This window comes from Cellulomonas sp. NPDC058312, from assembly GCF_042880135.1.
GTDB lineage: Bacteria > Actinomycetota > Actinomycetes > Actinomycetales > Cellulomonadaceae > Cellulomonas.
This window is the reverse complement of sequence record NZ_JBHVZE010000005.1, coordinates 255,156-279,111: the sequence shown is the minus strand read 5'-3', so window position 1 is coordinate 279,111 and position 23,956 is coordinate 255,156. Positions and strand designations below refer to the sequence as shown.

The following is a 23,956-nucleotide window of genomic DNA, read 5'->3' as shown; positions in this document are numbered from 1 at the left end:
AGATCCTCGGCTGGAGAACACCAGCCGAAGTCCTCGACGAACAGCTACGGTCGCTCCAAAGAACAGGTGTTGCAACCACCGGTTGAGCCCAGTCAATTTCGAGCACGCTCCTTCCGGGCAGTCCTGACCGCCGCCGGACTGCAAGGCTCGATGGGCCGCGTCGCCTCCGCGGGCGACAACGCCGCCATGGAGTCCTGGAACGCGCTGCTGCAGAAGAACGTCCTGAACCGCCGACACTGGCGCACCCGCGACGAGCTGCACCAGGCGATCGTGTTCTGGACCGAACGCACCTACAACCGTCGTCGACGCCAGCGTGCACTCGGCAAGCTCACGCCGGTCGAGTTCGAGCTCGCCTTCACCGCTCACACCGCCGCGCTTGCGGCATGATCACCACTCACCTGGTGCCAACCGAACCTGCAGCAGTCCCGCTGCCGCTGCCTTGGGCCAGACGTGTGATTGCCGTCGACGCGCGGTGCCGTCTAACCGATCAGAGGGGACGAGATCGCCAGTCTGATCGCATGACCGTCACGATCGATCACTGGGACGCGACCGACCACCTACGCGCAACGGCAGCCGAGGCTCTGCTCGCCGAGCTCCTGCACCTGCACAACGGCCCTGGGAGCACCGTCTGGGAGGGACCACGCCATGCGGGTTACGACGTCACCTCCACCGGGGCTGACGGGACAAGGATGCTCGTCGACGCCAAGGTCGCGACCATGACCCGAGCTGCCATCAACGGGGACGAGCTCGTCGATGTGATCGAGTGGCACGGCCACAACGACCGCCCGCTCGTGAGGGACCCGACGACCCACCTCGGCCTGATCGTCTTGGCGGACTCGGCTCGGATCGAGCTCCGAGACACCGACGCCCCAGGGTCGCTGCGCTTCCACGGCGAGCTGCGCGCTGAGCACGCCTTCCTCGTCCCGGCCCAGGTCGCGAACGACTACGCGACCGCGATCTGGTCGACGCGAACCCAGGCACCGTCCAACGGGCGTTACCGCTACCTCGCCGTAGAGCACCTGCAGGGTAGGTCCCTGCTGCCGGGCCAGCTGGGGTCGCTTGCGTGAGCCCGGGGCCGTGGGCATTCGGTTGGGACGCGCACTGGCCACCGACACCACGGGCCGCACCCGCTCGCTCACCGTCGGACGTGACGGCGATGAGGTCCACGCCGTTGAAACGGGAGCCTCAAGACCTACCACCGCAACCACCGGCGAAGGCAGCGCCACGGCTCGGACGGAACCCGGCCAGGTTCGAGCTGACACCGCGCTGCGCTCATCCGCCGCGCGAGTTGCGTCCGATGCCATGCTGCTTCGCACCACCCCACGCGCACACTGTGCAAGAGCTAAGCGGAACCTACAGTTCCCAGAACGGCCGTCAGAACCCGAGTCCTTCCCACCGATTCCTACAACCCCTTCCAGTTCGCGAACTCGACGAACCGCGGCAGCAAACGCCCTCAGGCCTGCATGTCCACGAACCGCGAGTAGTGCCCCTGGAACGCCACCGTGATGACGTCCGTCGGCCCGTTACGGTGCTTCGCCACGATCAGGTCGGCCTCTCCCGCGCGGGGCGACTCCCGCTCGTACGCGTCCTCGCGGTGCAGCAGCACCACCATGTCGGCGTCCTGCTCGATGGACCCGGACTCACGCAGGTCGCTCATCGCGGGCTTCTTGTCGGTGCGCTGCTCGGGGCCACGGTTCAGCTGGGACAGGGCGATCACGGGGACCTCGAGCTCCTTGGCGAGGAGCTTGAGCGCACGGGAGAACTCGGAGACCTCCTGCTGGCGGGACTCGACGCGCTTGCCCGAGGACATCAGCTGGAGGTAGTCGATGATGACGAGCTTGAGGTCGTGCTTCTGCTTGAGGCGCCGGCACTTGGCGCGGATCTCCATGAGCGACATGTTCGGCGAGTCGTCGATGAACAGCGGCGCCTCGGTGAGCTTGCCCTGGATCTGCGCGAGCTTCTGCCAGTCCTCGTCGCCCATCGAGCCGTTGCGCATCTTCTGCAGGGGCACGCGGGCCTCGGCGGAGAGCAGTCGCATGGTGATCTCGGAGCGGCTCATCTCGAGCGAGAAGACGACGGACGCCTGGCCGTGCTTGATGGACGCCGCGCGGGCGAAGTCCAGAGCCAGGGTCGACTTGCCGATGGCCGGGCGCGCGGCGATGACGATCATCTGACCGGGGTGCAGTCCGTTGGTCAGCCGGTCGAGGTCGGCGAACCCGGTGGGCACGCCCACCATGCCCTCGCCGCGGTGCCCGGCGGACTCGATCTCGTCGAGGGTGCCGGCGACGACCTCCCCGAGCCGGTGGTAGTCCTCGGTGGTGCGCCGGTCGGAGACGGCGTAGACCTCGGCCTGGGCGTTGTTGACGATCTCCTCGACGTCGCCGCCGTCGGTCGCGTAGCCGAGCTGCACGATGCGGGTGCCGGCCTCGACGAGCCGCCGCAGGACGGCGCGCTCCCGCACGATGCGGGCGTAGTACCCGGCGTTCGCGGCGGTCGGCACCATCGAGATGAGGGTGTGCAGGTACGGGACGCCGCCGACGCGGCCGATCTCGCCGCGCTTGGTGAGCTCGTCGGCGACGGTGACGGCGTCGGCGGGCTCGCCGCGGCCGTACAGGTCGAGGATCGCGTCGTAGACCGCCTCGTGCGCGGGGCGGTAGAAGTCGCTGCCGCGGATCTCCTCGACGACGTCGGCGATGGCGTCCTTGGAGATCATCATGCCGCCGAGCACGCTCTGCTCGGCGTCCAGGTCCTGCGGCGGGGTGCGGTCGAACGCCGCCCGGCCCTGGCCTGCCGGTGCCCCGTACTCCAGGTCCTCGATCGTCACGTGCTCGCCCGCCCTCGTCGTCCTGCCTCCACCGCCGCCACCAGGTGTAGCACCGGCATCCGACACGCCGACCCCCGGAGGGCTTCCCGCGCGACGCGAGAGTAGGCCCGTCCCGGACTCCCATCAAGCGAGACGTCCACAGGGGCTGGGGACGACGTTGTGGAAGGCTGTGGACCGCACCGGGGGTTTGTCCACAGGTCGTGGACACAGGTGTGGATGAAGCCGGACAACCGCGTCATCACGGCCCTCTCACCCGCACGAACACCGTCAACCGGTGTGGACAGGAAAGAAGTTGGCCCGGATGTCACGCCTCGGACAGATCCCGTCCACCGTCGACCGCCAGATCCTCGGGCTGGCCGTCCCGGCGCTCGGCGCGCTCGTCGCGGAGCCGCTGTTCGTGCTCGTGGACTCCGCGGTCGTCGGCCGCCTGGGGACCACCGAGCTCGCCGGCCTGTCGCTCGCGTCGACGCTGCTCGTGACCGTCGTCGGGCTGTGCGTGTTCCTCGCCTACGCGACCACGGCCGCCGTCGCGCGGCGCTCCGGTGCGGGCGACCGGGCCGGCGCCCTCCAGATGGGGGTGGACGGACTGTGGCTGGCCGCCGGGCTCGGGGTGCTGCTCGCCGCGGTCACCCTGCTCGTCGCGCCCTGGGCCGTCGGGGCGCTCGGCGCGACCGGGGACGTCGCCGACCAGGCGACGACCTACCTGCGCGCCTCCGCACCGGGACTTCCCGGGATGCTGCTCGTGCTCGCCGCCACCGGCGCGCTGCGCGGCCTGCGGGACACCCGGACACCGCTCGTGGTAGCCGGGGCCGGGGCGGCCGTGAACGCCGTGCTCAACATGGTCCTAGTGCACGGCGCGGGCCTGGGCATCGCGGGCTCGGGACTCGGCACGGCGGCGACGCAGCTCGGCATGGGCGCCGTGCTCGTGGCGGTGGTGGTCCGCGGTGCGCGAGCCGCCGGCGCGTCGCTGGCCCCGGCGGTCGGCGGCGTCGTCGCCGGCATCCGCGCCGGGACGCCGCTGCTGCTGCGCACGCTGTCGCTGCGGGCCGCGATCCTGCTGACGGTGTGGGTGGCCACCGGCCTCGGCCCGGTCGCGCTGGCGGGGCACCAGGTGGTCAACGCGGTCTGGGGGTTCGTCGCGTTCGCCCTGGACGCGCTCGCCATCGCGGCGCAGGCGCTGGTGGGGCACGCCCTCGGCGCCGGGGACGTGCCCCTGGTCCGGACCCTGCTGCGCCGCACGCTCGCCTGGGGCGTCGGCGCCGGAGCGGTGCTCGGCCTCGTCACGGGGGCCGCGGGCTGGTGGCTGTCGGCCGCTTTCACGTCCGACCCGGACGTCCGGCACGCCGTCACGGTGAGCCTCGTGGTCGCGGCGGTGCTGATGCCGATGGCCGGGTGGGTGTTCGTCCTCGACGGCGTCCTGATCGGCGCCGGGGACGGCCGGTTCCTCGCCGGAGCCGGGATGCTGACGCTGGTGGCCTACCTGCCGGTCGCCCTCGCGGTCCGGGCCTGGGCGCCCGACGGCTGGGCCGGGCTGGCGTGGCTGTGGGCGGCGTTCGCCGGGGTGTTCATGCTCGCGCGCGCGGCGACCACGGGCTGGCGCGCCCGTGGCGACCGGTGGATGGTCACCGGGGCGTGACGTCCGGGCCGGCGGGCTCGGGGACGTCGTCGTCCGCCTCGTCGTCGCGCGTGATGAGGCCGAGGATCAGGAACGTGATCCCGATCGGCAGGAACGCGAACCCCGAGGGTCGCATCGACTGCGAGGCGAGGCCGATGAGGCCGAGGACGAAGAAGGTGATCCCGATGGGCAGGAACACCGACCGGTAGCCTCCGCGGTCACGGGCGGGCTCCGGCTGGTCAGGGGTCTCGGCCATCACGCCACGCTACGGGACGACGAACGCCCCGCACCCGGAGGACCGGGGCGGGGCGTTCGTGGTGCGTCGGATCAGGCCGCGACGACCTTGACGGTCAGCTTCGCGGAGACCTCGGCGTGCAGGCGGACCTGCACCTCGTACTCGCCGGTCGCCTTGATCGGCTGGGCGACCTCGATCTTGCGACGGTCGATCGACGGGCCACCGGCCGCCTTGACCGCGTCCGCGATCTCGGCGGTGGTGATGGCACCGAACAGGCGGCCCGAGTCGCCGGACTTGGCGGACACGGTGACCGGGTTGCCCTGGAGGGAGTCACGCACGGCGCGCGCCTCCTCGAGGGTCTCGATCTCGCGGACCTTGCGGGCACGGCGGATCGCCGTGACCTCCTTCTCGGCTCCCTTGCTCCACGCGGTCGCGAGACCACGGGGAACCAGGTAGTTACGGGCGTACCCGTCCTTGACGTCGATGACGTCGCCAGGAGCGCCGAGACCCGTGACCTCGTGGGTCAGGATGAGCTTGGCCATGTGTGTGCTCCTTCTCAGCGCGCCGACGACGAGTACGGCAGCAGGGCCATCTCGCGGGCGTTCTTCACGGCCCGCGCGATCGCGCGCTGCTCCTGGACGGTCACGCCGGTCACGCGACGGGCGCGGATCTTCCCGCGGTCGGAGATGAACTTCCGCAGCAGGGCGGTGTCCTTGTAGTCGACCGACTCGATCTTCGCCGCCTTGAGCGGGTTCTGCTTCTTCTTGGGCTTCCGGACAACGGCCTTGGCCATCGTGGTGCTCCTTGTCTCAGGCTGGAGCCCGGGGCGTTGCCATGCCCCGGGATGGGATGTGCTGTGCGGGCGCGCGCCCGTGGTGGTGCCGACCGGTACGGCCGGCGGTGCTCAGACCGGGTGGATCAGAACGGGGGCTCGTCGGAGTAGCCGCCGGCACCGGCACCACCCGCGGGCGTCGCCCACGGGTCGTCCTGCGCCTGGCCGCCACCGCCGCCGTTGAACCCGCCGCCGCCACCGCCCTGGTTGAAGCCGCCGCCACCGCCGCCGCCACCGTTGAAGCCACCGCCGCCGCCGCCACCGGACCGCTGGGTCCGGGTGACCTTGGCCGAGGCGTAACGGAGCGACGGGCCGACCTCGTCGACCTGCAGCTCGTAGACGGTCCGCTTCTCACCCTCGCGGGTCTCGTAGGACCGCTGGACGAGCCGGCCGCTCACGATCACGCGCGTGCCCTTGGTCAGGGACTCCGCGACGTTCTCGGCCGCCTCCCGCCAGATCGAGCAGCGGAGGAACAGCGTGTCGCCGTCCTTCCACTCGTTGCTCTGGCGGTCGAACGTGCGCGGCGTGGACGCCACGGTGAAGTTCGCGACCGCGGCACCGGACGGCGTGAACCGCAGCTCCGGGTCGGCGGTCAGGTTCCCGATCACCGTGATGGTGGTGTCACCAGCCATGCCAGCTCCTCGTTCTCGTCACAGGGGGTGGTGGTCGTCGCACGGTACGCGCGCGGTCCGACACTCAGGCGTCCTGGCGGAGGACCTTCGTGCGGAGGACGGCCTCGTTCAGGCCCAGCTGACGGTCCAGCTCCTTGGCGGTGTCCGACGTCGAGGAGAAGTCCACGACGGCGTAGATGCCCTCGGACTTCTTCTGGATGTCGTACGCCAGGCGGCGACGGCCCCAGATGTCCACCTTGTCGACGCTGCCACCGTCGGTCTTGATGACCGACAGGTACTTGTCGAGCGAGGGAGCGACGGTGCGCTCCTCGATGTCGGGGTCGAGGATGATCATGATCTCGTACTGACGCAGGCTCATACCCACCTCCTCTGGTCTCGGCGGCCACGGTCGTTCCGTGGCAGGAGGGTGTCTCGTGCGTCGCTGCTCCCGCGGCCGGAGTCGATCGGCGACCCGGACGGGCACAGCAGCGTGTCAGTCTAGCGTGCCCGGGCGGTGCCGGATGACCGCCGCTCAGCCGTTGGCGCCGGGCGCGCCGGCGTTGCCCTGGCCCTGGCCCTGGCCCTGCGCGGGCGGCGCCGGGCTCTGCGTCGGCGCCGGCTGCTGCGGCTGCGGCCCGCGGGACACGCGGAGCGTCACCGTCGAGCCGGGCGCGACCTGCGACCCCGCGCCCGGGCTCACCGCGATCACGGTGCCCGACGGGAGCGCGTTGTACTCCTCCGTCACGGCCGGCACGAGGCCCGCGTTCGTGATCGCTGCCTGGGCGTCGCCCACGAGCGAGCCCTCCACCCCCGACGGCACGGCCACCGTGGTCGGCTGCTCGGGCGCGGGCGGGGTCGTCTCGACGGGGGCCTGGGTGGTCGGCGCCTGCGTGGGCTCGACCGCCTTGTTCACGTTCGCCCGCGGCGGGAACGCGACCTCGTCGACGTAGGCGGGCAGCGTGAAGACCGGTCCCATGTAGGACGCCCAGAGCGCCGCGGGCCAGGTCGAGCCCGTGATCTCCTCCACGCCACGGCCCCAGGGGGTGATGGTCACCTGGTCCTTGCCGTTCTCGCCCACCTGGCTGAACGCGACGGCGGTCGCGATCTGCGGGGTGAAGCCGACGAACCACGCGGACTTGTTGTCGGTGGACGTGCCGGTCTTGCCCGCGATCTCGCGGCCCAGCGGCTTGACGTACCGCTCGCCCGAGCCCTCCTCGACCACCTGGGTCATGGCGTAGGTCGTGTCGGCCATGACCGCGGCGTCGAACACCTGGGTCGGGGCGGTCTCGCCGGTGTACGCGACGGCACCGTCGGGGTAGACGGCCTGCCGGACCATGAACGGCTTGTGGTAGACGCCCTGGGCGGCGATCGTCGCGTACGCCGACGCCATGTCGAGCGGTCGGACGGTGGCGCTGCCGAGCACGTTCGACGGCACGGACTCCACCGGCGTCGTGATGCCGGCCCGGGACGCCACGTCGACCGTCTTCTCGGGCCCGACCTCGAGGTTGAGCTGCGCGTAGACGGTGTTCACGGACTGCTCCGTGGCCTTGACCAGGTCGATCCGCCCGTAGTCCTTGCCGCCGAAGTTCCGGACGTTGTCCCAGCCGGGGAAGTCCTGCGGGGACCGCCCGTCGTACCTCTTGGTCAGCGGGACGCCGTTCTCGAGCCCGGCGATCAGCGTGAAGGGCTTGAAGGTGGAGCCCGCCTGGATCCGGTCGCGGCTGACGCGGTCGATCTGGTCGACGAGGAAGTCCTCGCCGCCGTAGAGGGAGACGATGCCGCCGGTGGCGGGGTCGACGGACACGACTCCGACCTTCAGGGCCGGGTCGGGCGTCGCGCCGTCGGACAGCTGACCGGTCCGCAGCCGGCCGACCGCCGCGACCGCCTCGTTCTGGACGGTGGGGTCGATCGTGGTGGTGATGGTGAGGCCCGCGGTGCCGAGCATCTCCTCGGTGATCGAGCCGGTCGCGGTGAGCTCCTGCTTCACGTACTGGAGCAGGTAGCCGTTGGTGCCCCCGTAGGTGTCGCTCCGCGAGTACGCGACCAGCGTGTCCGTGGGGAACACCAGGGCGTCCCGGTCGGCCTGCGTGAGGTAGCCGTCGCGGACCATGCCGTCGAGGACGTAGGCCCACCGCTGCTGCGACTTCTCCGGGCTGACCGCGGGGTCCCAGTTGTTCGGCGACGGGATGAGGCCGGCGAGGACGGCGGCCTCGGAGACGGTGAGCTGGGCGGCGGGCCGACCGAAGTAGGCCTGGGAGGCGGCCTCGATGCCGTACGCGTCCCGGCCGAAGTAGATGGTGTTGAGGTAGCGACCGAGGATCTGCTCCTTGGTCTCGGTCTGCCCGATCTTGATGGCGAGCAGCGTCTCCTTGGCCTTGCCGACGTAGCTCGTGGTGGTCTCGCCCACGTAGAACCGCTCGACGTACTGCTGCGTCAGCGTCGAGCCGCCCTGGGTGTCGCCGCCGCGCAGGTTGTTCAGCAGCGCGCGGCCCATGCCGGTGATCGACACGCCCTGGTTCTCGAAGAAGGTCCGGTCCTCGGCGGAGACGACGGCCTGGCCGATGAACGCCGGCAGCGTCTCGTAGTCGACGATCGTGCGGTCGGGTCCGGGGAAGGTGCCCAGCGGGGACCCGTCGGAGAACGTCACGGTCGACGCCTGCTGCTCGGCGAAGCTGTCCGGGTCCGGCACGTCCGTCAGGGCGTACGCGGCGACCCCGACGCCGAGGCACAGGAACACGAACGCGAGGAAGCTGCCCACCACGAACCGCCAGGAGGGCAGCCAGCGGTGCAGTCCGGTGTACCCGCGCCGGGGGTAGTCGAAGAACCGGCGACGACCGCCGTCGCGGGGCGCTGCGCCGCGCGGGGCGGGTCCCGTGGACCGTCGGGTCGAGCCTGCCAACGCACTGCCTTCCTCTGGACTACCTCCGGGCTCCCTGCGGCGTCGGGTGCGGCGTGCGCCGACCGAGCCCGGATCAGTATGCGCGAGGCACCTCGTCCTGCCGCTTCCGCAGGGCCCCCGACCGTGGACTTTCACGTGATCGCCACGAGGCCCTCCCGGCCGCGACGCGCCGGTCCGGAACCAGGTGTTGCCCGGATCGCCCGGTTCGCCCTAACCTCCTCGATGTATCAGTTCGATACATCGAGGTTCCACGACGACCGAGGGAGGCCAGCGTGCGCGGACGTTCCGACGTGCTCGAGTCGGCCATCCTCGGCCTGCTGCACGACTCCCCGATGCACGGGTACGAGCTGCGCAAGCGGCTCAACCTCCTGCTCGGCTCGTTCCGCGCCCTGTCGTACGGGTCGCTGTACCCGTGCCTCAAGTCGCTCGTCGCCCGCGGTCTCATCATCGGGTCCGACCCGCACGACGCCCCCGCGCACGGCCTCGCCGGCAAGCGCGCCCGGATCGTCTACCAGCTCACGGCCGACGGCAAGGAGCAGTTCCAGCACGTGCTGGCCTCCTCCGGCCCGGCCGCGTGGGAGGACGAGACCTTCGGGTTCCGGTTCGCGTTCTTCGGCCAGACCGACCGCGAGACCCGCCTGCGGATCCTCGAGGGCCGGCGCACCCGCATGGCCGAGCGCGTCGAGATGATCACCGAGTCCGTCAGCCGGACCCGGGTCCGCATGGACGAGTACACCCTCGAGCTCCAGCGTCACGGGCTCGAGCAGGTCGAGCGCGAGGTCCGCTGGCTCGACGACCTCATCGACCACGAGCGCAGCGCACGCAGCGCCCGTCCCCAGGACGCCGGTCAGCCGACCGACGCCCGCACAGAAGCTGTCGAGGATGACTCCATCGTCGCGGCACAACCCTCTGAGAAGGAGCGAGGATGACCTCCATCCGCGTCGCGATCGCCGGTGTCGGCAACTGCGCCTCGTCGCTGGTCCAGGGCGTGCAGTTCTACGCCGATGCCGACCCGAGCACCAAGGTGCCCGGCCTGATGCACGTCCAGTTCGGGGACTACCACGTCCGCGACCTCGAGTTCGTGGCGGCGTTCGACGTCGACGCGAAGAAGGTCGGCTTCGACCTCTCCGAGGCCATCGTGGCGTCCGAGAACAACACCATCAAGATCGCCGACGTCCCGCCGCTCGGCGTGACCGTCCAGCGCGGCCCGACCCTCGACGGCATCGGCAAGTACTACGCCGAGACCATCGAGCAGTCCGACGCCGAGCCGGTCGACGTGGTCCAGGCCCTCAAGGACGCCAAGGTCGACGTCCTCGTGTCCTACCTCCCGGTGGGCTCCGAGGAGGCCGACAAGTTCTACGCCCAGGCCGCCATCGACGCGGGCGTCGCGTTCGTCAACGCCCTGCCCGTGTTCATCGCGTCCGACCCCGAGTGGGCCGCGAAGTTCGAGGCCGCCGGCGTCCCGATCGTCGGCGACGACATCAAGTCGCAGGTCGGCGCGACCATCACGCACCGCGTGCTCGCCCGCCTGTTCGAGGACCGCGGCGTCGTGCTGGACCGCACGTACCAGCTGAACGTCGGCGGCAACATGGACTTCAAGAACATGCTCGAGCGCGACCGCCTCGAGTCGAAGAAGCTCTCGAAGACCCAGGCCGTCACCTCGAACATCGAGGACGGCCCGCTGGCCGGCAAGAAGGCCGACCGCAACGTCCACATCGGCCCGTCGGACTACGTCGCCTGGCTCGACGACCGCAAGTGGGCGTACGTCCGCCTCGAGGGTCGCGCGTTCGGCGAGGTGCCCCTGAACCTCGAGTACAAGCTCGAGGTCTGGGACTCCCCCAACTCGGCCGGCATCATCATCGACGCCGTCCGCGCCGCGAAGATCGCGCTCGACCGGGGCACCGGCGGCCCGATCCTGTCGGCGTCGACCTACTTCATGAAGTCCCCGCCGGTCCAGCACGAGGACCAGCACGGCCGGGAGCTCGTGGAGAAGTTCATCCGCGGCGAGATCGAGCGCTGATCCGGAGTGCAGCGGAGGGTGGGGCGCGAGCGCAGCGAGCGGCCCGCCCGTAGCGAAGCGCAGGATCGGCGCGACCACGAGATCGAGCGCTGATCCACCACCCCGCCTGACCGAGGCCCCGACGACCACCTGGTCGCCGGGGCCTCGGTGCGTCCGCGGCCTGGGAGACTGGGCGGGTGAACGCGACGCCCTCCCCCGACTCCCCCCGGACCGCGCCCACCCCGCGACGGGGTCCCGACCGGCGGGCCGCGCTCATCGGTGGCATCGCCGGGGGCTCGGGTGCGGTGCTGGCCGTCGCCCTGATCGTCTTCTTCGCGATGCGCGCCGGGGCGTGAGCGGCTCGACGGCGCCCGACCGCCTGCGGCGGCGCCCGGCACGCCGGCCGCTGTGGCAGGATCCGCGCATGCGGAAGTCCTGGGGGGCAGCTGCCGCGCTGCTCGTGCTCTCGGTCGGTGCCTGCTCCGTCTCGGTCGGGTCGGCCGCCGTCGCGCCCGACGACCTCGAGCAGCAGGTCGGCGCCCGTCTCGCCGAGCAGGTCGGTCAGGAGCCCGACGCGGTCGACTGTCCCGATGCGCTCGAGGCGAAGGAGGGCGCCGAGGTCCGGTGCGTCCTCACCTCAGGCGGGTCCTCGATCGGGCTGACCGTCACCGCCACCGCGGTGGACGGGGACGACGTGTCGCTCGGCATCCAGGTCGACGACGACGTCATGGACGAGGGCGCGGGCGCATGAGCGGCGGACCTGCGGCGGAAGCGCTGCGCCGATCGGTCGCCGAGCGTGTCGCCGGCACCCCGTACCAGATGGTCGAGACCCCGGACGGGTTCGACCTGCGGATCGAGCTGGCGGACGCCCGCTGGTACGGCCTGCTCGGCAAGGCCGGCCGCAAGCGCGTGGTGCAGCACCGGGTCACGCTCGACGAGCCGCGGATGAAGTACGTGGTCCTCGACGACCTCTACGACGTCCGGTGGGACGCCGTCGCGGACGTCCAGGGCGGGCGGGTGCCCCGCCTCGTCGCCTCCGGCGAGCGGCGCCGGACCACCGGCCGCGTGATGTTCGAGTACTCGTTCGAGAAGACGATCGGCGTCGACGCCGAGACCAAGAAGCCGGACGTGGTCGTCGACTACGTGTTCGACGCCTCGCAGGGGCAGCGGATGATCCGCGAGCCTGCGAAGGCACTGGGGTGGTCCGAGCGATGGAACACGCCGGCCAAGGTGGGCGTGTTCTTCGCCGTCCTGGCGGGGGTCGGGCTGCCCGTGGTTGTTGGTCTCGCGATCTGGGGCTCGGTCACGGGCAACATCGGCTGAGCCCCGGTCAGTCCTCGGCCACCACCTGCAGGCTCGCGACGAACTGCTGGAACGCCGGCAGCAGCGACGGCGCCTGCCTGCTGGTCGCCGTGAACGCGCTCTTGAGCACCAGCTGACCCTCCGGGCCGCTGAGCGGCCCTGCCGCCACGATGACGTGGAGCTGCGTCAGCTCGACCTCCTGGTCGGCGAGCGCTGCGCTGAACCGCACCTCCTGGCCGACGCCCGGTGCGGAGTCGGTACCGAGTCGTGCCCGTCGGATCTCCTGCAGATCCGGGTGGCTGCGTCGCAGCAGCGCGACCGTCTGATCCGCGAGCGACGCGACGTCCGCACCCCCAGGCACTCGCTGGGCCGCCACCGTGATGTTCGGGGTGAAGCCCTGGTCGGAGACGCCGTAGAGCGCAGCGAAGTCCACGCCGGGGACGGGCGTCGCCGTGCTGGGTCGCGCCTCCCAGCCGGCCGGGAGGCGGAAGGTGAAGCGGGGGTCGGTGGCCATGATCTCCTCGGTCCGTTCTGTCTGTCTGTCTGTCCGTGTGCGGCTAGAACAAGGAGCCCAACCAGTCCCCGGCGTCGGAGAGCGCGTCCCCCACCGCGCCGGGGTCGATCGTCACCTCGAACCCGACGCTGCCGCCGAGGCCGAACGCAGCCCCTACCTTCGCGCCGACGCTCCACGTACCGTCGTCACCCTGTGTGACGCCGAAGTTGGCCTCTACACCCCAGCCTGCCCATCCCTCGGCCGTCGCCTTGGCACCCACCCCGGCGACCTCGGCCTCGACGCTGCCCTCGACCTTCGCGCCCGCGAACGCTCCCGCCCGGCCGTTGATGCCCTCGGCACCGATCACCACCGCCGCCTCGGCGTAGCCACCGACGAACGCCTCCACGTCGGCGCCGACATGGCCGTACTCCCCGCCCGCGGACGCGCTCGCCGAGCCGCCCACGATGGTCCCCGTGGCCGAGGCGTCCAACCGGAGAGTGCCATCCTTGACGCCCGCGGACGCCTTGCCCTCGAGACCGCCGGCGACGAACTCGGCGTCGGCCTTGGCGAACCAGGACCCGTACCGCGCCTCCGTGCCTGCCCCGGCGGTGAACCACTTGTACGAGCCGTCGGCGGTGACGAGGCCGATCTTGCGCTCGCCGGTCTCCGGGTCGATCTTGAGCAGGGTCCCGGAGACGTCCCCCTCGAACACACCCGTCTCCGTGCCGGAGTGCGTGCTCACGACCGCGCGGTCGCTGATGACGATGCGACCCAGCGCCGACGCGGCGTCGTCGCCCGCGTCCCTGACCGCGTCGCGCGCCTGGTCGAGGATCGCCTGCGCCTCGGTCCGGTCGGTCGCGCCCGGGTCGGAGAACGGAGCCGGTGCGGTGGGCTGGCGTCCGGTACCGCTCGCCATCCAGGTGCGCAGCGCGCCGTTGTAGGTGGCGACACGTGCGTTGTAGGCGGTGGTGGCCTCGGTGGTGGCGCGGAGGCCCTCGGCCCACCTGTCGATCGCGTCGGCCGCGCTCGACTGCGCTGCTGCGAGCACGTCCGCGAACCCGGTCACGGCGGTGGCGGCCTCGCCGAGCGCGTCGACTGTCACCCGCCAGGACCGGGGCTGCCCGGACATGACGTCCCAGAACGCGTCCGCGGCCGCCCCGGACCAGCTCGGCACCCGCACGCCGTCGAGGTCGTCCGCCGCGTCCTCGAGCTCGGTCGCCAGCGTGCGTACCAGCTCGGCCTCGGCGCGGACCGCGTCGGGGTCGCCGGGTACGAGCGCCTTCGGGTCGCTGGTGCTGCCGAGCGCGGCCATCAGCGCGAGCCGGACGGGGTCGGCGCCGGGCCGGGCGACGGGCTGGGCGTCGGCAGCAGGCTCGACCCGAGCCCGGTGAACGTGCCATCCGCCCGCGCGTCCGCGGCGCGGTACGCCTCGGCCTGGGTGGAGAGCTCGACCGCGAGGACGTCGAGCGTGGTCGTGAGCTGACCGACGGCGAGTCCGGTCTGCGTGCCGAACGTGGCAGCGGCCGCCTTCAGGCCGTCGTGGCCGTAGTCGGCCGCGCCGATGGCGAGCTCGGTCTCCCCGTGGCTGTCGACGACCCCGCCGACGACGACGCTCGCCCCGTCCAGCTCGTCCGGGTCGACGTCGATCGATCCGCCCGCCACGTGACCCCCTGCTCATCGGTCCGGCGAGGGTAGCAACGACCGTGCCGACCACCGTGGTCAGGGGAACCCTGCGGACCAGAAGTCCCCCGATCGGATCAGGCGCCGGCGATCTCGGACCGGAGCGCGCCGAGCAGCTCCGCCAGCCCGTCCGCGAGCGCCTCGGCCTGCGTCCGCGTCGTGGTGGCGGACACGGTCCAGACGGTCACGGGCCCGCCGTCCGCTGCCGGGACGGCGACGAACTCCTGGACCTGGGTCATCGGCACCGCGACGCCGTCGACGGTCGTGGTGAAGTGCACCTCCTGCGCGACCGCGAGGTCGCCGGACTGCTCGCGGCGCGCGAGCACGACGTCCTGCTCGGTCGCCTCGATCGCGCGGAGGGCCTCCGCGCCCAGCTCGACCGCGAGACCCGGGTCGTCGGAGCGCTGCACGCCCACGGTGACGTTGGCGGTGAAGCCGGCGTCCGGGGTCTCGTGCGCGGCGGCGAACGCGATGCCCGCGGTGCCGAGCGCCTCCGGCGGGATCAGGTGCCAGCCCGCGGGCAGCGGGGCGGCGTCCTGGGGGTCGGTGGTCATGCGTCTCCTCGGTTCCGGGGGTCCGCCGAGTCTAGGTGGCGGTCCCGGCTAGCCTGTCCCGGTGCAGGTGGTCGCGGATCTGAAGCAGCTCTGGCCCCTCGTGGACTTCCGGCGGCTGCTGACGGTCCGCCTGGTGAGCCAGTGCGCCGACGGGCTGTTCCAGGCCGGGCTGGCGACGCTGTTCTTCTTCTCCCCCGAGAACGCCACCACCGCCACCGGGGTCGCCGCCGCGTTCGCGGTGCTGCTGCTGCCGTTCACCGTCGTCGGGCCGTGGGCGGGCGTGCTGCTGGACCGGTGGCGGCGCCGGCAGGTGCTGCTGGTCGGCAACCTCGTGCGCACCGGGCTCACGCTGGTCGTGGCGCTGACGATGGCGACGGCGGGTGTCGGCCCGCTGGTCTACGTCCTGGCGCTGGTGACCTTGTCGGTCAACCGGTTCCTCCTGTCGGCGCTGTCGGCGTCGCTGCCGCGCGTCGTGGACGGGCCGCTGCTGCTGACGGCCAACTCGATCACGCCGACGCTCGGCACCGTCTCCGCCGGGATCGGCGCCGGCGTCGGGCTGCTGCTCGGGCTGGTGCTCCCCGACGGTCGGCCGAAGGACGTCGTCGCGCTGGTCGTGGCCGCCGCCCTGATGAGCACCGCCGCGGTCGTCGCGACCCGGCTCGGCCGCGACCGGCTCGGGCCGGACGCGCTGGTGGGCACCGCCGAGGTCCGCCGCGCGCTGTCGACGCTCGCGCACGGCCTCGTCGACGGCGCCCGCTACCTCGTGCGGCGCGGCACCCCCGGCCGCGCGCTCGGCGTCATGGCGGTGCACCGGTTCCTGTACGGGGCGGTGTTCATCGCGAGCCTGCTGATCTCCCGCAACCTGCTGTCCGACCCGGCCGACCCGCGCGCGGGGCTGCTGATGTTCAGCACGGTCGCGGCGTTCACGGGCGTCGGGTTCGCCCTGGCGATCGTGATCACGCCACTGGTGGCCCCCGTCCTCGGGCCGCACCGGTGGATCGTCGTGTGCCTGCTGGTGGCCGCCGCGACGCAGCTGCTGCTGGTGCTGACCGTGGCGCTCCCGGCGGTGCTCGCCGGGTCGCTGGTGCTGGGCCTGGCGGCGCAGGGCGCGAAGATCGCCGTCGACACCATCGTGCAGCGGGACACCGACGACCGGTTCCGCGGCCGGGCGTTCGCGCTGTACGACGTCCTGTACAACGCGGCGTTCGTGGGCGCGGCCGCGCTGGCCGCCGTGGCGCTGCCGGACACCGGGTGGTCGCGCGGGGTGTTCGCGGCGATCGCGGTCGCGTACCTCGCGGCGGCGCTGGTCTACCGCACCCGCCCGACGACCCCGACCCCGACCCCGTCGCCGTCGTCGCCGTCGGCCACGCCGAGATAGGGCCGGCGCACCGACACAGGACCTCCGGACGTCCTGTCTCGATGCGCAGGTCCTGTCTCGGCGGCCCGGGCGGGCGGGCGGGCGGCCCGGGCGGCGCGCGGCGCGGGCGGGCGGCCGCGGGCCGGACGGGTCGGCCGGCTACGGGTGCGGCTGGTCCGCCCACCAGGCGAGCAGCGCCGCGCGGGCGTCGTCCGGGCTCATCGGGCCGTGCTCCATCCGGAGCTCCAGCAGGTGCTTGTACGCCGCGCCGACCTCGCGACCCGGGCCGATGCCCAGGATCTCCATGATCTGCGTGCCGTCCAGGTCCGGACGGATGGACGCCAGCTCCTCCTGCTCCCGGAGCTCGGCGATCCGGGTCTCGAGGTCGTCGTACGCCTCCGACAGCCGTCGGGCCTTGCGCTGGTTGCGGGTGGTGCAGTCCGACCGGGTCAGCCGGTGCAGCCGCTCGAGCAGCGGGCCGGCGTCGGTGACGTAGCGGCGCACCGCCGAGTCCGTCCACGCGCCCTCGCCGTAGCCGTGGAACCGCAGGTGCAGCTCGGTGAGACGTGCGACCGCCTGCACGGTGGCCTTGTCGAGGTGCAGCGCCTTGAGCCGGCGGCCGACCATCTTCGCGCCCACGACCTCGTGGTGGTGGAAGCTCACGCCGCCGCCCGACTCGAACCGGCGCGTCGCCGGCTTGCCGATGTCGTGCAGCAGCGCCGCGAGCCGCAGCACCAGGTCCGGCCCCGGCACGGCCCCGTCCGGCCCGGTCTCCAGGGCGATCGCCTTGTCCAGCACCGTGAGGGAGTGCTCGTAGACGTCCTTGTGCCGGTGGTGCTCGTCGATCTCCAGGCGCAGCGCCGGCAGCTCGGGCAGCACGTGCTCCGCGAGCCCGGTGTCGACCAGGACCCGCAGGCCGGGCCGCGGCTGCGGGGACAGCAGCAGCTTCACCAGCTCGTCCCGCACCCGCTCGGCGGACACGATCGCGATGCGCTCCGCCATGTCGGTCGCCGCCGCGAGCGCCGCGTCGTCCACCCGGAACCCGAGCTGCGCGGCGAACCGGGCCGCCCGCATCATCCGCAGCGGGTCGTCGTCGAACGACTGCCGCGGGTCGACCGGCGTGCGCAGCACCCCGCGCGCGAGGTCCCGGAGCCCGTCGAACGGGTCGACGAACGTCAGGCCCGGCAGCCGGATCGCCATCGAGTTCACGGTGAAGTCCCGGCGGGACAGGTCGCCCTCGAGGGAGTCGCCGAACGCGACCTCGGGCTTGCGGGAGGTCGGGTCGTACGCGTCGGTGCGGTACGTCGTGACCTCGACGACGACGTCCTCGGAGCCGCGGCGCGCGTGCCGCCGGGCGCCGATCGTCCCGAACGCACGGCCGATGTCCCAGTGCGCGTCACCCCAGGCGGCGAGGATCCGCTCGCTCTCGTCGGGGCTCGCGGAGGTGGTGAAGTCGAGGTCCGCGGACACCCGCCCGAGGAACGCGTCCCGCACGGGGCCACCCACCAGGGCGAGCTCGTGGCCGGCGCGGGCGAACAGGTCGCCGAGCTCGAGGGCCGCGGGCGCGAGCCCGGCGATCACGCCGAGGGCGCGCTTCTGCAGCGCGACCAGGGCCTCCGTGTCGACGTCGCCCGCGGGGCCGTCGGACGGCGCACCCTGGGGGGCTCCGGGGGCGGGGGCGGGGGTCAGGTCGTCGGACGGCACGACGCCCAAGCCTGCCAGATCCACCGCGTCGGGAGGAGCGCGCGCACGGGTCCTCCCCCGGGCCCGCACCCCCGTCCGGGCCGCTGGGCAGGGCGGAGTCGTTACAGTGGCCTGCATGCCTGAGCCCGCGCGTGCCCTGCCACCGGCAGGTGTCCCCGCGCCCCCGGGCGGGCACGCGCTGCGGATCGACCCCCGGTCGTCGCGTCCGCGGCAGCCGCACCTGCCCGTCGTCGAGGAGACCTCGGCCGGCGGCCTGGTGGTCCGGATCGACTCCGGCGTGCACGTCGCGGCCGTGATCGCGCGGCGGAACCGGGCGGGCCGGCTCGAGTGGTGCCTGCCGAAGGGCCACCTCGAGGGCGACGAGACGCCGGAGCAGGCCGCGGTCCGCGAGATCGCGGAGGAGACCGGGATCGTGGGGCGCATCGTCCGACGCCTCGGGGTCATCGACTACTGGTTCACGGGCGACGACCGGCGCGTGCACAAGATGGTGCACCACTTCCTGCTGGGGGCCGTGGGCGGCGAGCTCACCGTCGAGGACGACCCGGACGGCGAGGCGGAGGACGTGGCGTGGGTCCCGGTGCTCGACCTCCCGGGCCGCCTGGCGTACCCGAACGAGCGGCGCCTGGCCGAGTCCGCGCACGTCGTCCTCGTCGGCGAGGCATGAGGCTGCGCGGCACGGTGGCGCGCGGACGGGCGGCAGCGGCGGCGGCGGTCGCGGCGTGCCTGCTCGCGCTGACGGGTGCGCCGGCACTCGCCTCGAGCCCACCCGCGACCGTGGTCGCGGACGCTCCCGCCTCGGTCACGGCCCCCGCGGCCCCGTCGACGTCGTCCCTGCCGGTGAGCGTGGCCGTCACCCAGGTGTCCCCGCAGGTGGTCCAGCCGGGTCAGGACCTCACGGTCACCGCGACGCTGCGGAACGACGGCGAGCGCGTCGTCGAGGCACCCCGCGCGTCGGTGCGCATCTACCGGTACCGCATGACGTCCCGCGACGAGGTCGCCGCCTGGGCCGAGGCCGGCACCACCAGCCCGATCGGCGACGTGGCGGCGACGACCGTGCTCGACCAGCCGCTCGCCCCCGGCGCGACCGCGACCGTCCAGGTCGTCGTGCCCGCGGACGACATCCGGCTGCTGCGCAACGACGACGCCTGGGGCCCGCGCGGCCTGACCCTCGACGTCGGCGACGGGCGCACCCGCGTCGGCGTCGACCGCACGTTCCTGCTCTGGGGGTCGGCGCAGGAGGTCCCGCAGGCGCACGTCGGCGTCCTGGCGCCGGTCGTCGGTCCGGCGTCCCTGCCGGACGAGGACCCCGCGGACACGACCGCCCCCGACGGGTCGCCGACGGGCACACCCACCGCCGGCGCCACCCAGGCGCCGGGCGGCACCCCGGACCCCGCGGCGACCGAGGAGCCGACCGAGCAGGCCGAGGACTCCGCGTCCGACGACGCGCTCGCGGCGCTCACCGCCTCGGGCGGGCGCCTCGCGCGTCTGCTGCAGGCCACCGCCGACCTGCCGTTCGTGAGCTGGGCCGTCGACCCCGCGGTGGTCGACCAGGCCGCCGACGGCGAGCGCGGTGCCCAGTCGTGGCTCACCGCCCTGACGGGCGCCGCGGACGGCCGGGAGCTGCTCCGGCTCCCGTGGGCGGACACGGACCTGGCCGCCGTCGCGCACGCCGGCGCGCCCGAGCCCGGCGCCGACCTGCTGGACGTCGCGCTCGGCGTCCGGGCCGGGCAGACCGCCGGCACGCTGCTCGCGGACGCGGACCCGCTCCTGTGGTCCGCGGACCCGGTCACGGACGCCGTGACCGCGGCCCGCGCCGCCGCGTCCGCCCCGGGCGTGCCGCTGGTCGTCGGCCCCGAGAGCATGCCCGCCGACGACTCGCAGGCACCGAGCGCGCCGACGACCGTGAGCACCGCAGCGGGCGCCGTGACCGCCCTGGTGCCCGACGAGCCGCTGAGCGACCTGCTGGCCGACCCCGCGGCGGTGCAGCCCGGCGTGACCGCCGCGACCGCCGCGCAGCGCGTGCTCGCGGACACAGCCGTGCTCGCCCGCTCGGACGACGCGGCCGACACGTACCTGCTCGCCGCCCTGCCGCGCGACTGGGCACCCACGGCGATCTCCCGGGCTCAGCTCGTCGCGCTCGACGCCGCCCCCTGGGTGGACACGACCTCCGTCGCGGAGCTCCTGGAGGCCCACGCAGCCGGGGACGCCGCCGGCGACGGGGCCGAGCGGGCCGACCTGCCGGCGTCGCAGCGGTCCGAGGCCGAGCTCACGCCGGCCTGGGTCGACGCCCTCGCGGCCGGCTGGCGTGCGGCCGGCGAGTTCGCCGCGGTGGTCGACGACCCCGACGCGCTGCTCGCCGGGCTCGACGCGGACCTCGTGGCGCCGCTCGGCGTCGCGTGGCGGCTGGACCCCGACGGCCGCACCACCGCGGTGAACGGCGCCCTGGCGCAGGCCACGCGACGGCAGTCCGGGCTGTCCGTGCTGCTCAACGAGCAGTTCACCGTCATCTCCAGCTCCGCTCAGATCAGCGTCGCCGTCCGCAACGAGCTGGACCAGGACGCGCGCGTCCGCGTCGAGCTGCGCCCGCAGAAGGGCTGCCTCGACACCGCCCGCTCCGGGCTGACCACGGTCGCGGCCGGCTCCGACACGACGGTGCTGCTCACGCTGCGCGCGAGCGCGAACTGCGACGTCACCGTGGACGTGAGCCTGGTCTCCGAGCAGGGGCGGGTGCTCGCGGACGAGGTGCAGTTCTCCGCCCGGGTCGCGCCGACCATCGAGAGCGTCGGCGCGGTCGTCGTCGGCGCGCTGCTCGCCCTCACCCTGGCGTTCGGCATCTGGCGCACCGTCCGCCGCGGCCAGACGTCGCGCCGCGGCGCGAGGGTCGCCGCGGACTCCGCCGAGCCGGACGGATCCGCGCAGCCCACCGACCCTCCCGGACGACTGGACACCTGATGAGCACCCCCGCCACCCCCGCGGACGCCGCCGACCCGGACGGCACGGCTGCAGGGACCACCGCCGGCGGCGGCACCGACGCCGGTGCGGTCGCACCCCGGACCTCCGGTCTGGGACGGTCGTCGCTGATCATGGCCTCCGGCACCGCGGCCTCGCGGTCGCTCGGCGTGCTGAACACCATGCTGCTCGCCTGGGCGATCGGCGGCACCGGTGCGTTCGCGAACGCGTTCTCGGTCGCGAACAAGCTGCCGAACACCCTGTACCTGCTGATCGCCGGCGGCGTGCTCAACGCCGTCCTCGTGCCGCAGGTCGTGCGCGCCTACCGGCGTGCCGACGGCCAGCAGTACGTGGACCGCCTGCTGACGGTCGGCGTCGTGCTGCTCGGCGGGCTCGCGGTCGTGCTGACGGCGGCGGCGCCGCTGCTCGTGCTGCTGTACTCGGACTTCGCCGACCCCCGGGTGACCGCCATCGCGACGACGCTGGCGTACTGGTGCGTGCCTCAGGTGTTCTTCTACGGTCTGTACTCGTTGCTGGGGCAGGTGCTCAACGCCCGCGGCTCGTTCGGCCCGTACATGTGGGCCCCGGTGGTGAACAACATCGTGTTCATCACGGGCCTGATCGTGCTCGTCCAGGTCTACGGCCGGGTCGACGAGTCGAGTCCCGTCGGTGGCTGGAGCGCCGCCCAGAGCGCCGCGCTGGGCGGGACGGCGACGCTCGGGATCGTGGTGCAGGCGCTCGTGCTGCTGGTCCCGCTGTACCGCAGCGGTTTCCGGTACCGCCCGCGCTGGGGCCTGCGCGGCTCGGGTCTCGGCAGCGCTGGCCGGGTCGCGTCCTGGACGTTCCTCGGGCTGCTGATCGGGCAGGTCGGGGTGTGGCGGATCAGCGTGGTCGCGAGCTCGGTGACGGACGCCGGGGTCGCGGGCAACGGCGTGTACGACCGCGCGTTCCTGATCTTCATGCTCCCGCACTCGCTGGTCACGGTGTCCCTCGCCACGGCCCTGTTCACCCGCCTGTCCGGACGCGCCGCGGCGGGAGACACGGTGGGGGTCCGCGGGGACCTGTCGCTCGGTCTCCGGACCGTGGGCGTCTTCACCGTGCTCGCGACGACGGGGATCGCCGTGCTCGCCTACCCGTTGAGCCGCGTGATGTTCTGGGACGAGCAGGACGCCGGGGTGCAGGCGCTCGCCACCGCCGTCGTGGTGCTGGTGCTCGGGCTGGTGCCGTTCGGGGTCTGGTCGCTGTGCCAGCGGGTCTACTACGCGTACGAGGACGCCCGCGGGATGGTGCCCGTGCAGGTGCTGATGGCCGCGCTCGTGGTCGGTGGCACCGAGCTCGGCCGCGTGCTGCTGGACCAGCAGTACTGGGTCGCCGCCGCGTGCGCCTCGATGGCGCTGTCCTACCTGGTCGGCGCCGCGGTGGCGCTGGTGGCGGTGCGCCGACGGCTCGGGCGCGTGGACGGTCGCCGCGTCCTGGGGCTGCACCTCAAGGCCGCCGCCGGTGCGGTGCTCGCCGCCGCAGCGGGTCTCGGGCTGCTGGCGGCGCTCGGCCCGGTGCAGGACGTGCGCGACGGGATCGTCGCGTGCGTGCTCGGGGCGGTCGTGATGACCGTGGTGTACGTCGGCGTGCTCGCGCTGCTGCGGACCCCCGAGCTGCGCAGCCTGGTGTCCCCGCTGCTGCGTCGGGTGCGCCGCCGCTGACCCGCGACGCGCCGCTCGTCGTCCCCAGGCACGGGCGTCGACGGACCCGCGGGGCCGCGTCCCGTCTAGCATGACGGGGAGCCCCTGGCCCACGGCGGGCCCGGCTCCGCGCACAGCACGGCGGCCCCCGGGCCGCCCCGACGACCGGACGGAGGACCACGTGGTGCAGTCCCGCCCCGGCGACCCCACGCCCGTCGACCGGTCCGGTACGTCCACCGGCCGCCCGGGCGCCGTCGTCGCCGGCCGCTACCGCCTGGACGAGCCCCGTGCCGCCGCCCTGCCCGGCGCCCAGCGGTGGTCGGCGACCGACCAGATCCTGGCCCGACCCGTCACGGTCACGCTGGTCACCGGCGACCGGACCTCCGCGGTGCTCGACGCGGCCCGCCGTGCCGCGCTCGTCGTGGACCCGCGCCTCGCCCGGATCCTCGACGTCGGTCAGGCCGACGGCACCGGCTACGTCGTCAGCGCCGCCGTCGAGGGACGCACGCTCGCGGACCTCGCGGGCCGCGCGCCGCTCGGCGCCGACCAGGCCCGCGCAGTCGTCGGGGAGGCCGCCGGCGCGCTCGAGGCCGCCCGGCGTCGCGGTGTCCACCACCTCGCGCTGCGACCCGAGTCCGTGATCGTCACCGCCGACGGTCGTGTGGTGCTCGAGGGTCTGGCCGTCGACGGCGAGCTCATCGGTGCCGCGACCGGCGGCGCGCACGCCATGAGCCGCGCGGACACGGTCGGCCTGGTGCGGGTGCTGTACGCCGCGCTCACGGGGCGGTGGCCCGCGACGCCGTCCGGCAGCGGACCGGCGCCGCTGCGCAGCTTCGAGGAGTGGTCCGCGGCCCGGTCCGCGGGTCCCGCGGCCGGTGACGGTCCGGGGCGCCTGCGCGCCGACCTCCCGGACGCGCCCGAGCACGACGGAGCACCCCTGCCGCCCGTCGACCTGCTCGCCTCCGTGCCCGCCGACCTCGACACCCTGTGCGCCGTGACGCTGGGACCGCACGACGACGGGCCGCACAGCCCGGCCGAGCTGGTGCGCGAGCTCGAGCCCTGGCGCGCGGTCCGCGCCGACGAGATCTTCCGCGCCGCCGACGCGGGCCGCTGGCCCGCCCTCCCCCACCCCGGGGCGCGCCCCCGCCGCCCCCCCCCCCGGGCCCCCCCCCCCCCCCCCCCCCCCCCCCCCCCCCACCGGCCCCAAGTCGCGGAGAAAACCC

General features: G+C 73.5%; 23 protein-coding genes and 2 pseudogenes. 13 read left to right on the top strand and 12 right to left on the bottom strand.

Annotated features, from left to right (window positions below; genetic code table 11):
• Window positions 1-90: 90 nt before the first annotated feature.
• Window positions 91-387, top strand: a pseudogene (locus ACFVXN_RS16440) (integrase core domain-containing protein); the annotation flags it as partial.
• Between the two features lie 131 nt (window positions 388-518).
• The gene (locus ACFVXN_RS16435) at window positions 519-1,067 is read left to right on the top strand and encodes a hypothetical protein (RefSeq protein ID WP_389234833.1); all 549 of its coding nucleotides are present in this window, start codon (window positions 519-521) and stop codon (window positions 1,065-1,067) included.
• Window positions 1,068-1,453: 386 nt separating this feature from the next.
• On the opposite strand, the gene dnaB is transcribed toward ACFVXN_RS16435, so the two are convergent.
• Complete coding sequence (gene dnaB, locus ACFVXN_RS16430) at window positions 1,454-2,824, bottom strand: replicative DNA helicase (protein WP_389234830.1); 1,371 nt, start codon at window positions 2,822-2,824, stop codon at window positions 1,454-1,456.
• 301 nt (window positions 2,825-3,125) lie between these two features.
• Between dnaB and ACFVXN_RS16425 the strand changes: the two genes are divergently transcribed.
• On the top strand, window positions 3,126-4,460 hold the full coding sequence (locus tag ACFVXN_RS16425; protein WP_389234827.1) for an MATE family efflux transporter: 1,335 nt from the start codon (window positions 3,126-3,128) through the stop codon (window positions 4,458-4,460).
• Here the strand turns inward: ACFVXN_RS16425 and ACFVXN_RS16420 are convergent.
• From ACFVXN_RS16420 to ACFVXN_RS16395, 6 genes are all read right to left on the bottom strand, one after another.
• Window positions 4,447-4,695, bottom strand: coding sequence for a hypothetical protein (locus ACFVXN_RS16420; RefSeq protein WP_389234824.1), 249 nt, complete (start codon window positions 4,693-4,695; stop codon window positions 4,447-4,449). The two genes, ACFVXN_RS16425 and ACFVXN_RS16420, sit on opposite strands and share 14 nt — an antisense overlap.
• Window positions 4,696-4,766: 71 nt before the next feature.
• A complete protein-coding gene (gene rplI / locus ACFVXN_RS16415; protein ID WP_389234821.1) occupies window positions 4,767-5,216 on the bottom strand; it encodes a 50S ribosomal protein L9 in 450 nt (149 codons plus the stop codon).
• A 14-nt stretch (window positions 5,217-5,230) separates the two neighbouring features.
• A complete protein-coding gene (rpsR, locus tag ACFVXN_RS16410) occupies window positions 5,231-5,467 on the bottom strand; it encodes a 30S ribosomal protein S18 (RefSeq protein WP_122149621.1) in 237 nt (78 codons plus the stop codon).
• Between the two features lie 125 nt (window positions 5,468-5,592).
• On the bottom strand, window positions 5,593-6,138 hold the full coding sequence (locus tag ACFVXN_RS16405) for a single-stranded DNA-binding protein (RefSeq protein WP_389234817.1): 546 nt from the start codon (window positions 6,136-6,138) through the stop codon (window positions 5,593-5,595).
• 64 nt (window positions 6,139-6,202) lie between these two features.
• Window positions 6,203-6,496 (bottom strand): 30S ribosomal protein S6, encoded by a 294-nt coding sequence (rpsF, locus tag ACFVXN_RS16400; protein WP_389234814.1) that lies wholly within the window; start codon window positions 6,494-6,496, stop codon window positions 6,203-6,205.
• 153 nt (window positions 6,497-6,649) lie between these two features.
• Window positions 6,650-9,016 carry a transglycosylase domain-containing protein gene (locus tag ACFVXN_RS16395; RefSeq protein WP_389234811.1) on the bottom strand — a complete coding sequence of 789 codons (2,367 nt, stop codon included), beginning with the start codon at window positions 9,014-9,016 and terminating at the stop codon, window positions 6,650-6,652.
• 272 nt (window positions 9,017-9,288) lie between these two features.
• Between ACFVXN_RS16395 and ACFVXN_RS16390 the strand changes: the two genes are divergently transcribed.
• The 5 genes from ACFVXN_RS16390 to ACFVXN_RS16370 all read left to right on the top strand — a co-directional run bounded on the left by ACFVXN_RS16390 (window position 9,289) and on the right by ACFVXN_RS16370 (window position 12,338).
• Window positions 9,289-9,945 (top strand): PadR family transcriptional regulator, encoded by a 657-nt coding sequence (locus tag ACFVXN_RS16390; protein ID WP_389234808.1) that lies wholly within the window; start codon window positions 9,289-9,291, stop codon window positions 9,943-9,945.
• Window positions 9,942-11,036: an inositol-3-phosphate synthase gene (locus tag ACFVXN_RS16385; RefSeq protein ID WP_389234805.1), complete on the top strand. Its 1,095-nt coding sequence runs from the start codon at window positions 9,942-9,944 to the stop codon at window positions 11,034-11,036. The genes ACFVXN_RS16390 and ACFVXN_RS16385 overlap by 4 nt, the downstream gene beginning before the upstream one ends.
• A gap of 176 nt (window positions 11,037-11,212) precedes the next feature.
• Complete coding sequence (locus tag ACFVXN_RS16380) at window positions 11,213-11,371, top strand: hypothetical protein (protein ID WP_389234802.1); 159 nt, start codon at window positions 11,213-11,215, stop codon at window positions 11,369-11,371.
• 68 nt (window positions 11,372-11,439) lie between these two features.
• Entirely contained in the window at window positions 11,440-11,766 is a 327-nt protein-coding gene (locus tag ACFVXN_RS16375; RefSeq protein ID WP_389234799.1) for a DUF4333 domain-containing protein, read from the top strand.
• The gene (locus tag ACFVXN_RS16370) at window positions 11,763-12,338 is read left to right on the top strand and encodes a hypothetical protein (RefSeq protein ID WP_389234797.1); all 576 of its coding nucleotides are present in this window, start codon (window positions 11,763-11,765) and stop codon (window positions 12,336-12,338) included. Before ACFVXN_RS16375 ends, ACFVXN_RS16370 begins: the two co-directional genes overlap by 4 nt.
• 7 nt (window positions 12,339-12,345) lie before the next feature.
• Here ACFVXN_RS16370 and ACFVXN_RS16365 read toward each other — a convergent pair whose 3' ends face one another.
• The 4 genes from ACFVXN_RS16365 to ACFVXN_RS16350 form a co-directional block, all read right to left on the bottom strand.
• A complete protein-coding gene (locus tag ACFVXN_RS16365; protein ID WP_389234794.1) occupies window positions 12,346-12,831 on the bottom strand; it encodes a hypothetical protein in 486 nt (161 codons plus the stop codon).
• Window positions 12,832-12,874: 43 nt separating this feature from the next.
• Window positions 12,875-14,122: a WXG100 family type VII secretion target gene (locus ACFVXN_RS16360; protein WP_389234791.1), complete on the bottom strand. Its 1,248-nt coding sequence runs from the start codon at window positions 14,120-14,122 to the stop codon at window positions 12,875-12,877.
• Window positions 14,122-14,472: a hypothetical protein gene (locus tag ACFVXN_RS16355; RefSeq protein ID WP_389234789.1), complete on the bottom strand. Its 351-nt coding sequence runs from the start codon at window positions 14,470-14,472 to the stop codon at window positions 14,122-14,124. Before ACFVXN_RS16355 ends, ACFVXN_RS16360 begins: the two co-directional genes overlap by 1 nt.
• 95 nt (window positions 14,473-14,567) lie before the next feature.
• Complete coding sequence (locus tag ACFVXN_RS16350; RefSeq protein WP_389234786.1) at window positions 14,568-15,044, bottom strand: hypothetical protein; 477 nt, start codon at window positions 15,042-15,044, stop codon at window positions 14,568-14,570.
• A gap of 61 nt (window positions 15,045-15,105) precedes the next feature.
• On the opposite strand from ACFVXN_RS16350, the gene ACFVXN_RS16345 reads away from it, so the two are divergent.
• Window positions 15,106-16,422, top strand: a complete 1,317-nt coding sequence (locus ACFVXN_RS16345) for an MFS transporter (RefSeq protein ID WP_389234784.1) — start codon at window positions 15,106-15,108, stop codon at window positions 16,420-16,422.
• Between the two features lie 138 nt (window positions 16,423-16,560).
• On the opposite strand, the gene ACFVXN_RS16340 is transcribed toward ACFVXN_RS16345, so the two are convergent.
• On the bottom strand, window positions 16,561-18,012 hold the full coding sequence (locus ACFVXN_RS16340; protein ID WP_389234857.1) for a CCA tRNA nucleotidyltransferase: 1,452 nt from the start codon (window positions 18,010-18,012) through the stop codon (window positions 16,561-16,563).
• 208 nt (window positions 18,013-18,220) lie between these two features.
• On the opposite strand from ACFVXN_RS16340, the gene ACFVXN_RS16335 reads away from it, so the two are divergent.
• From ACFVXN_RS16335 to ACFVXN_RS16320, 4 genes and pseudogenes are all read left to right on the top strand, one after another.
• Entirely contained in the window at window positions 18,221-18,769 is a 549-nt protein-coding gene (locus ACFVXN_RS16335) for an NUDIX hydrolase (RefSeq protein ID WP_389234781.1), read from the top strand.
• Window positions 18,766-21,057, top strand: coding sequence for a DUF6049 family protein (locus ACFVXN_RS16330; protein ID WP_389234778.1), 2,292 nt, complete (start codon window positions 18,766-18,768; stop codon window positions 21,055-21,057). Before ACFVXN_RS16335 ends, ACFVXN_RS16330 begins: the two co-directional genes overlap by 4 nt.
• A complete protein-coding gene (gene murJ, locus ACFVXN_RS16325) occupies window positions 21,057-22,754 on the top strand; it encodes a murein biosynthesis integral membrane protein MurJ (protein ID WP_389234775.1) in 1,698 nt (565 codons plus the stop codon). The genes ACFVXN_RS16330 and murJ overlap by 1 nt, the downstream gene beginning before the upstream one ends.
• 163 nt (window positions 22,755-22,917) lie before the next feature.
• Window positions 22,918-23,956 (top strand): annotated as a pseudogene (locus ACFVXN_RS16320) (hypothetical protein); the annotation flags it as partial.

Excerpts from the sequence above, each read along its gene's own strand:
- ACFVXN_RS16435 (WP_389234833.1), top strand. The coding sequence starts at position 519 with ATGACCGTCACGATCGATCACTGGGACGCGACCGACCACCTACGCGCA.
- ACFVXN_RS16425 (WP_389234827.1), top strand. The coding sequence starts at position 3,126 with ATGTCACGCCTCGGACAGATCCCGTCCACCGTCGACCGCCAGATCCTC.
- ACFVXN_RS16420 (WP_389234824.1), bottom strand. The coding sequence starts at position 4,695 with ATGGCCGAGACCCCTGACCAGCCGGAGCCCGCCCGTGACCGCGGAGGC.
- rplI (WP_389234821.1), bottom strand. The coding sequence starts at position 5,216 with ATGGCCAAGCTCATCCTGACCCACGAGGTCACGGGTCTCGGCGCTCCT.
- rpsR (WP_122149621.1), bottom strand. The coding sequence starts at position 5,467 with ATGGCCAAGGCCGTTGTCCGGAAGCCCAAGAAGAAGCAGAACCCGCTC.
- ACFVXN_RS16405 (WP_389234817.1), bottom strand. The coding sequence starts at position 6,138 with ATGGCTGGTGACACCACCATCACGGTGATCGGGAACCTGACCGCCGAC.
- rpsF (WP_389234814.1), bottom strand. The coding sequence starts at position 6,496 with ATGAGCCTGCGTCAGTACGAGATCATGATCATCCTCGACCCCGACATC.
- ACFVXN_RS16385 (WP_389234805.1), top strand. The coding sequence starts at position 9,942 with ATGACCTCCATCCGCGTCGCGATCGCCGGTGTCGGCAACTGCGCCTCG.
- ACFVXN_RS16375 (WP_389234799.1), top strand. The coding sequence starts at position 11,440 with ATGCGGAAGTCCTGGGGGGCAGCTGCCGCGCTGCTCGTGCTCTCGGTC.
- ACFVXN_RS16370 (WP_389234797.1), top strand. The coding sequence starts at position 11,763 with ATGAGCGGCGGACCTGCGGCGGAAGCGCTGCGCCGATCGGTCGCCGAG.
- ACFVXN_RS16365 (WP_389234794.1), bottom strand. The coding sequence starts at position 12,831 with ATGGCCACCGACCCCCGCTTCACCTTCCGCCTCCCGGCCGGCTGGGAG.
- ACFVXN_RS16360 (WP_389234791.1), bottom strand. The coding sequence starts at position 14,122 with ATGGCCGCGCTCGGCAGCACCAGCGACCCGAAGGCGCTCGTACCCGGC.
- ACFVXN_RS16350 (WP_389234786.1), bottom strand. The coding sequence starts at position 15,044 with ATGACCACCGACCCCCAGGACGCCGCCCCGCTGCCCGCGGGCTGGCAC.
- ACFVXN_RS16335 (WP_389234781.1), top strand. The coding sequence starts at position 18,221 with ATGCCTGAGCCCGCGCGTGCCCTGCCACCGGCAGGTGTCCCCGCGCCC.
- ACFVXN_RS16330 (WP_389234778.1), top strand. The coding sequence starts at position 18,766 with ATGAGGCTGCGCGGCACGGTGGCGCGCGGACGGGCGGCAGCGGCGGCG.
- murJ (WP_389234775.1), top strand. The coding sequence starts at position 21,057 with ATGAGCACCCCCGCCACCCCCGCGGACGCCGCCGACCCGGACGGCACG.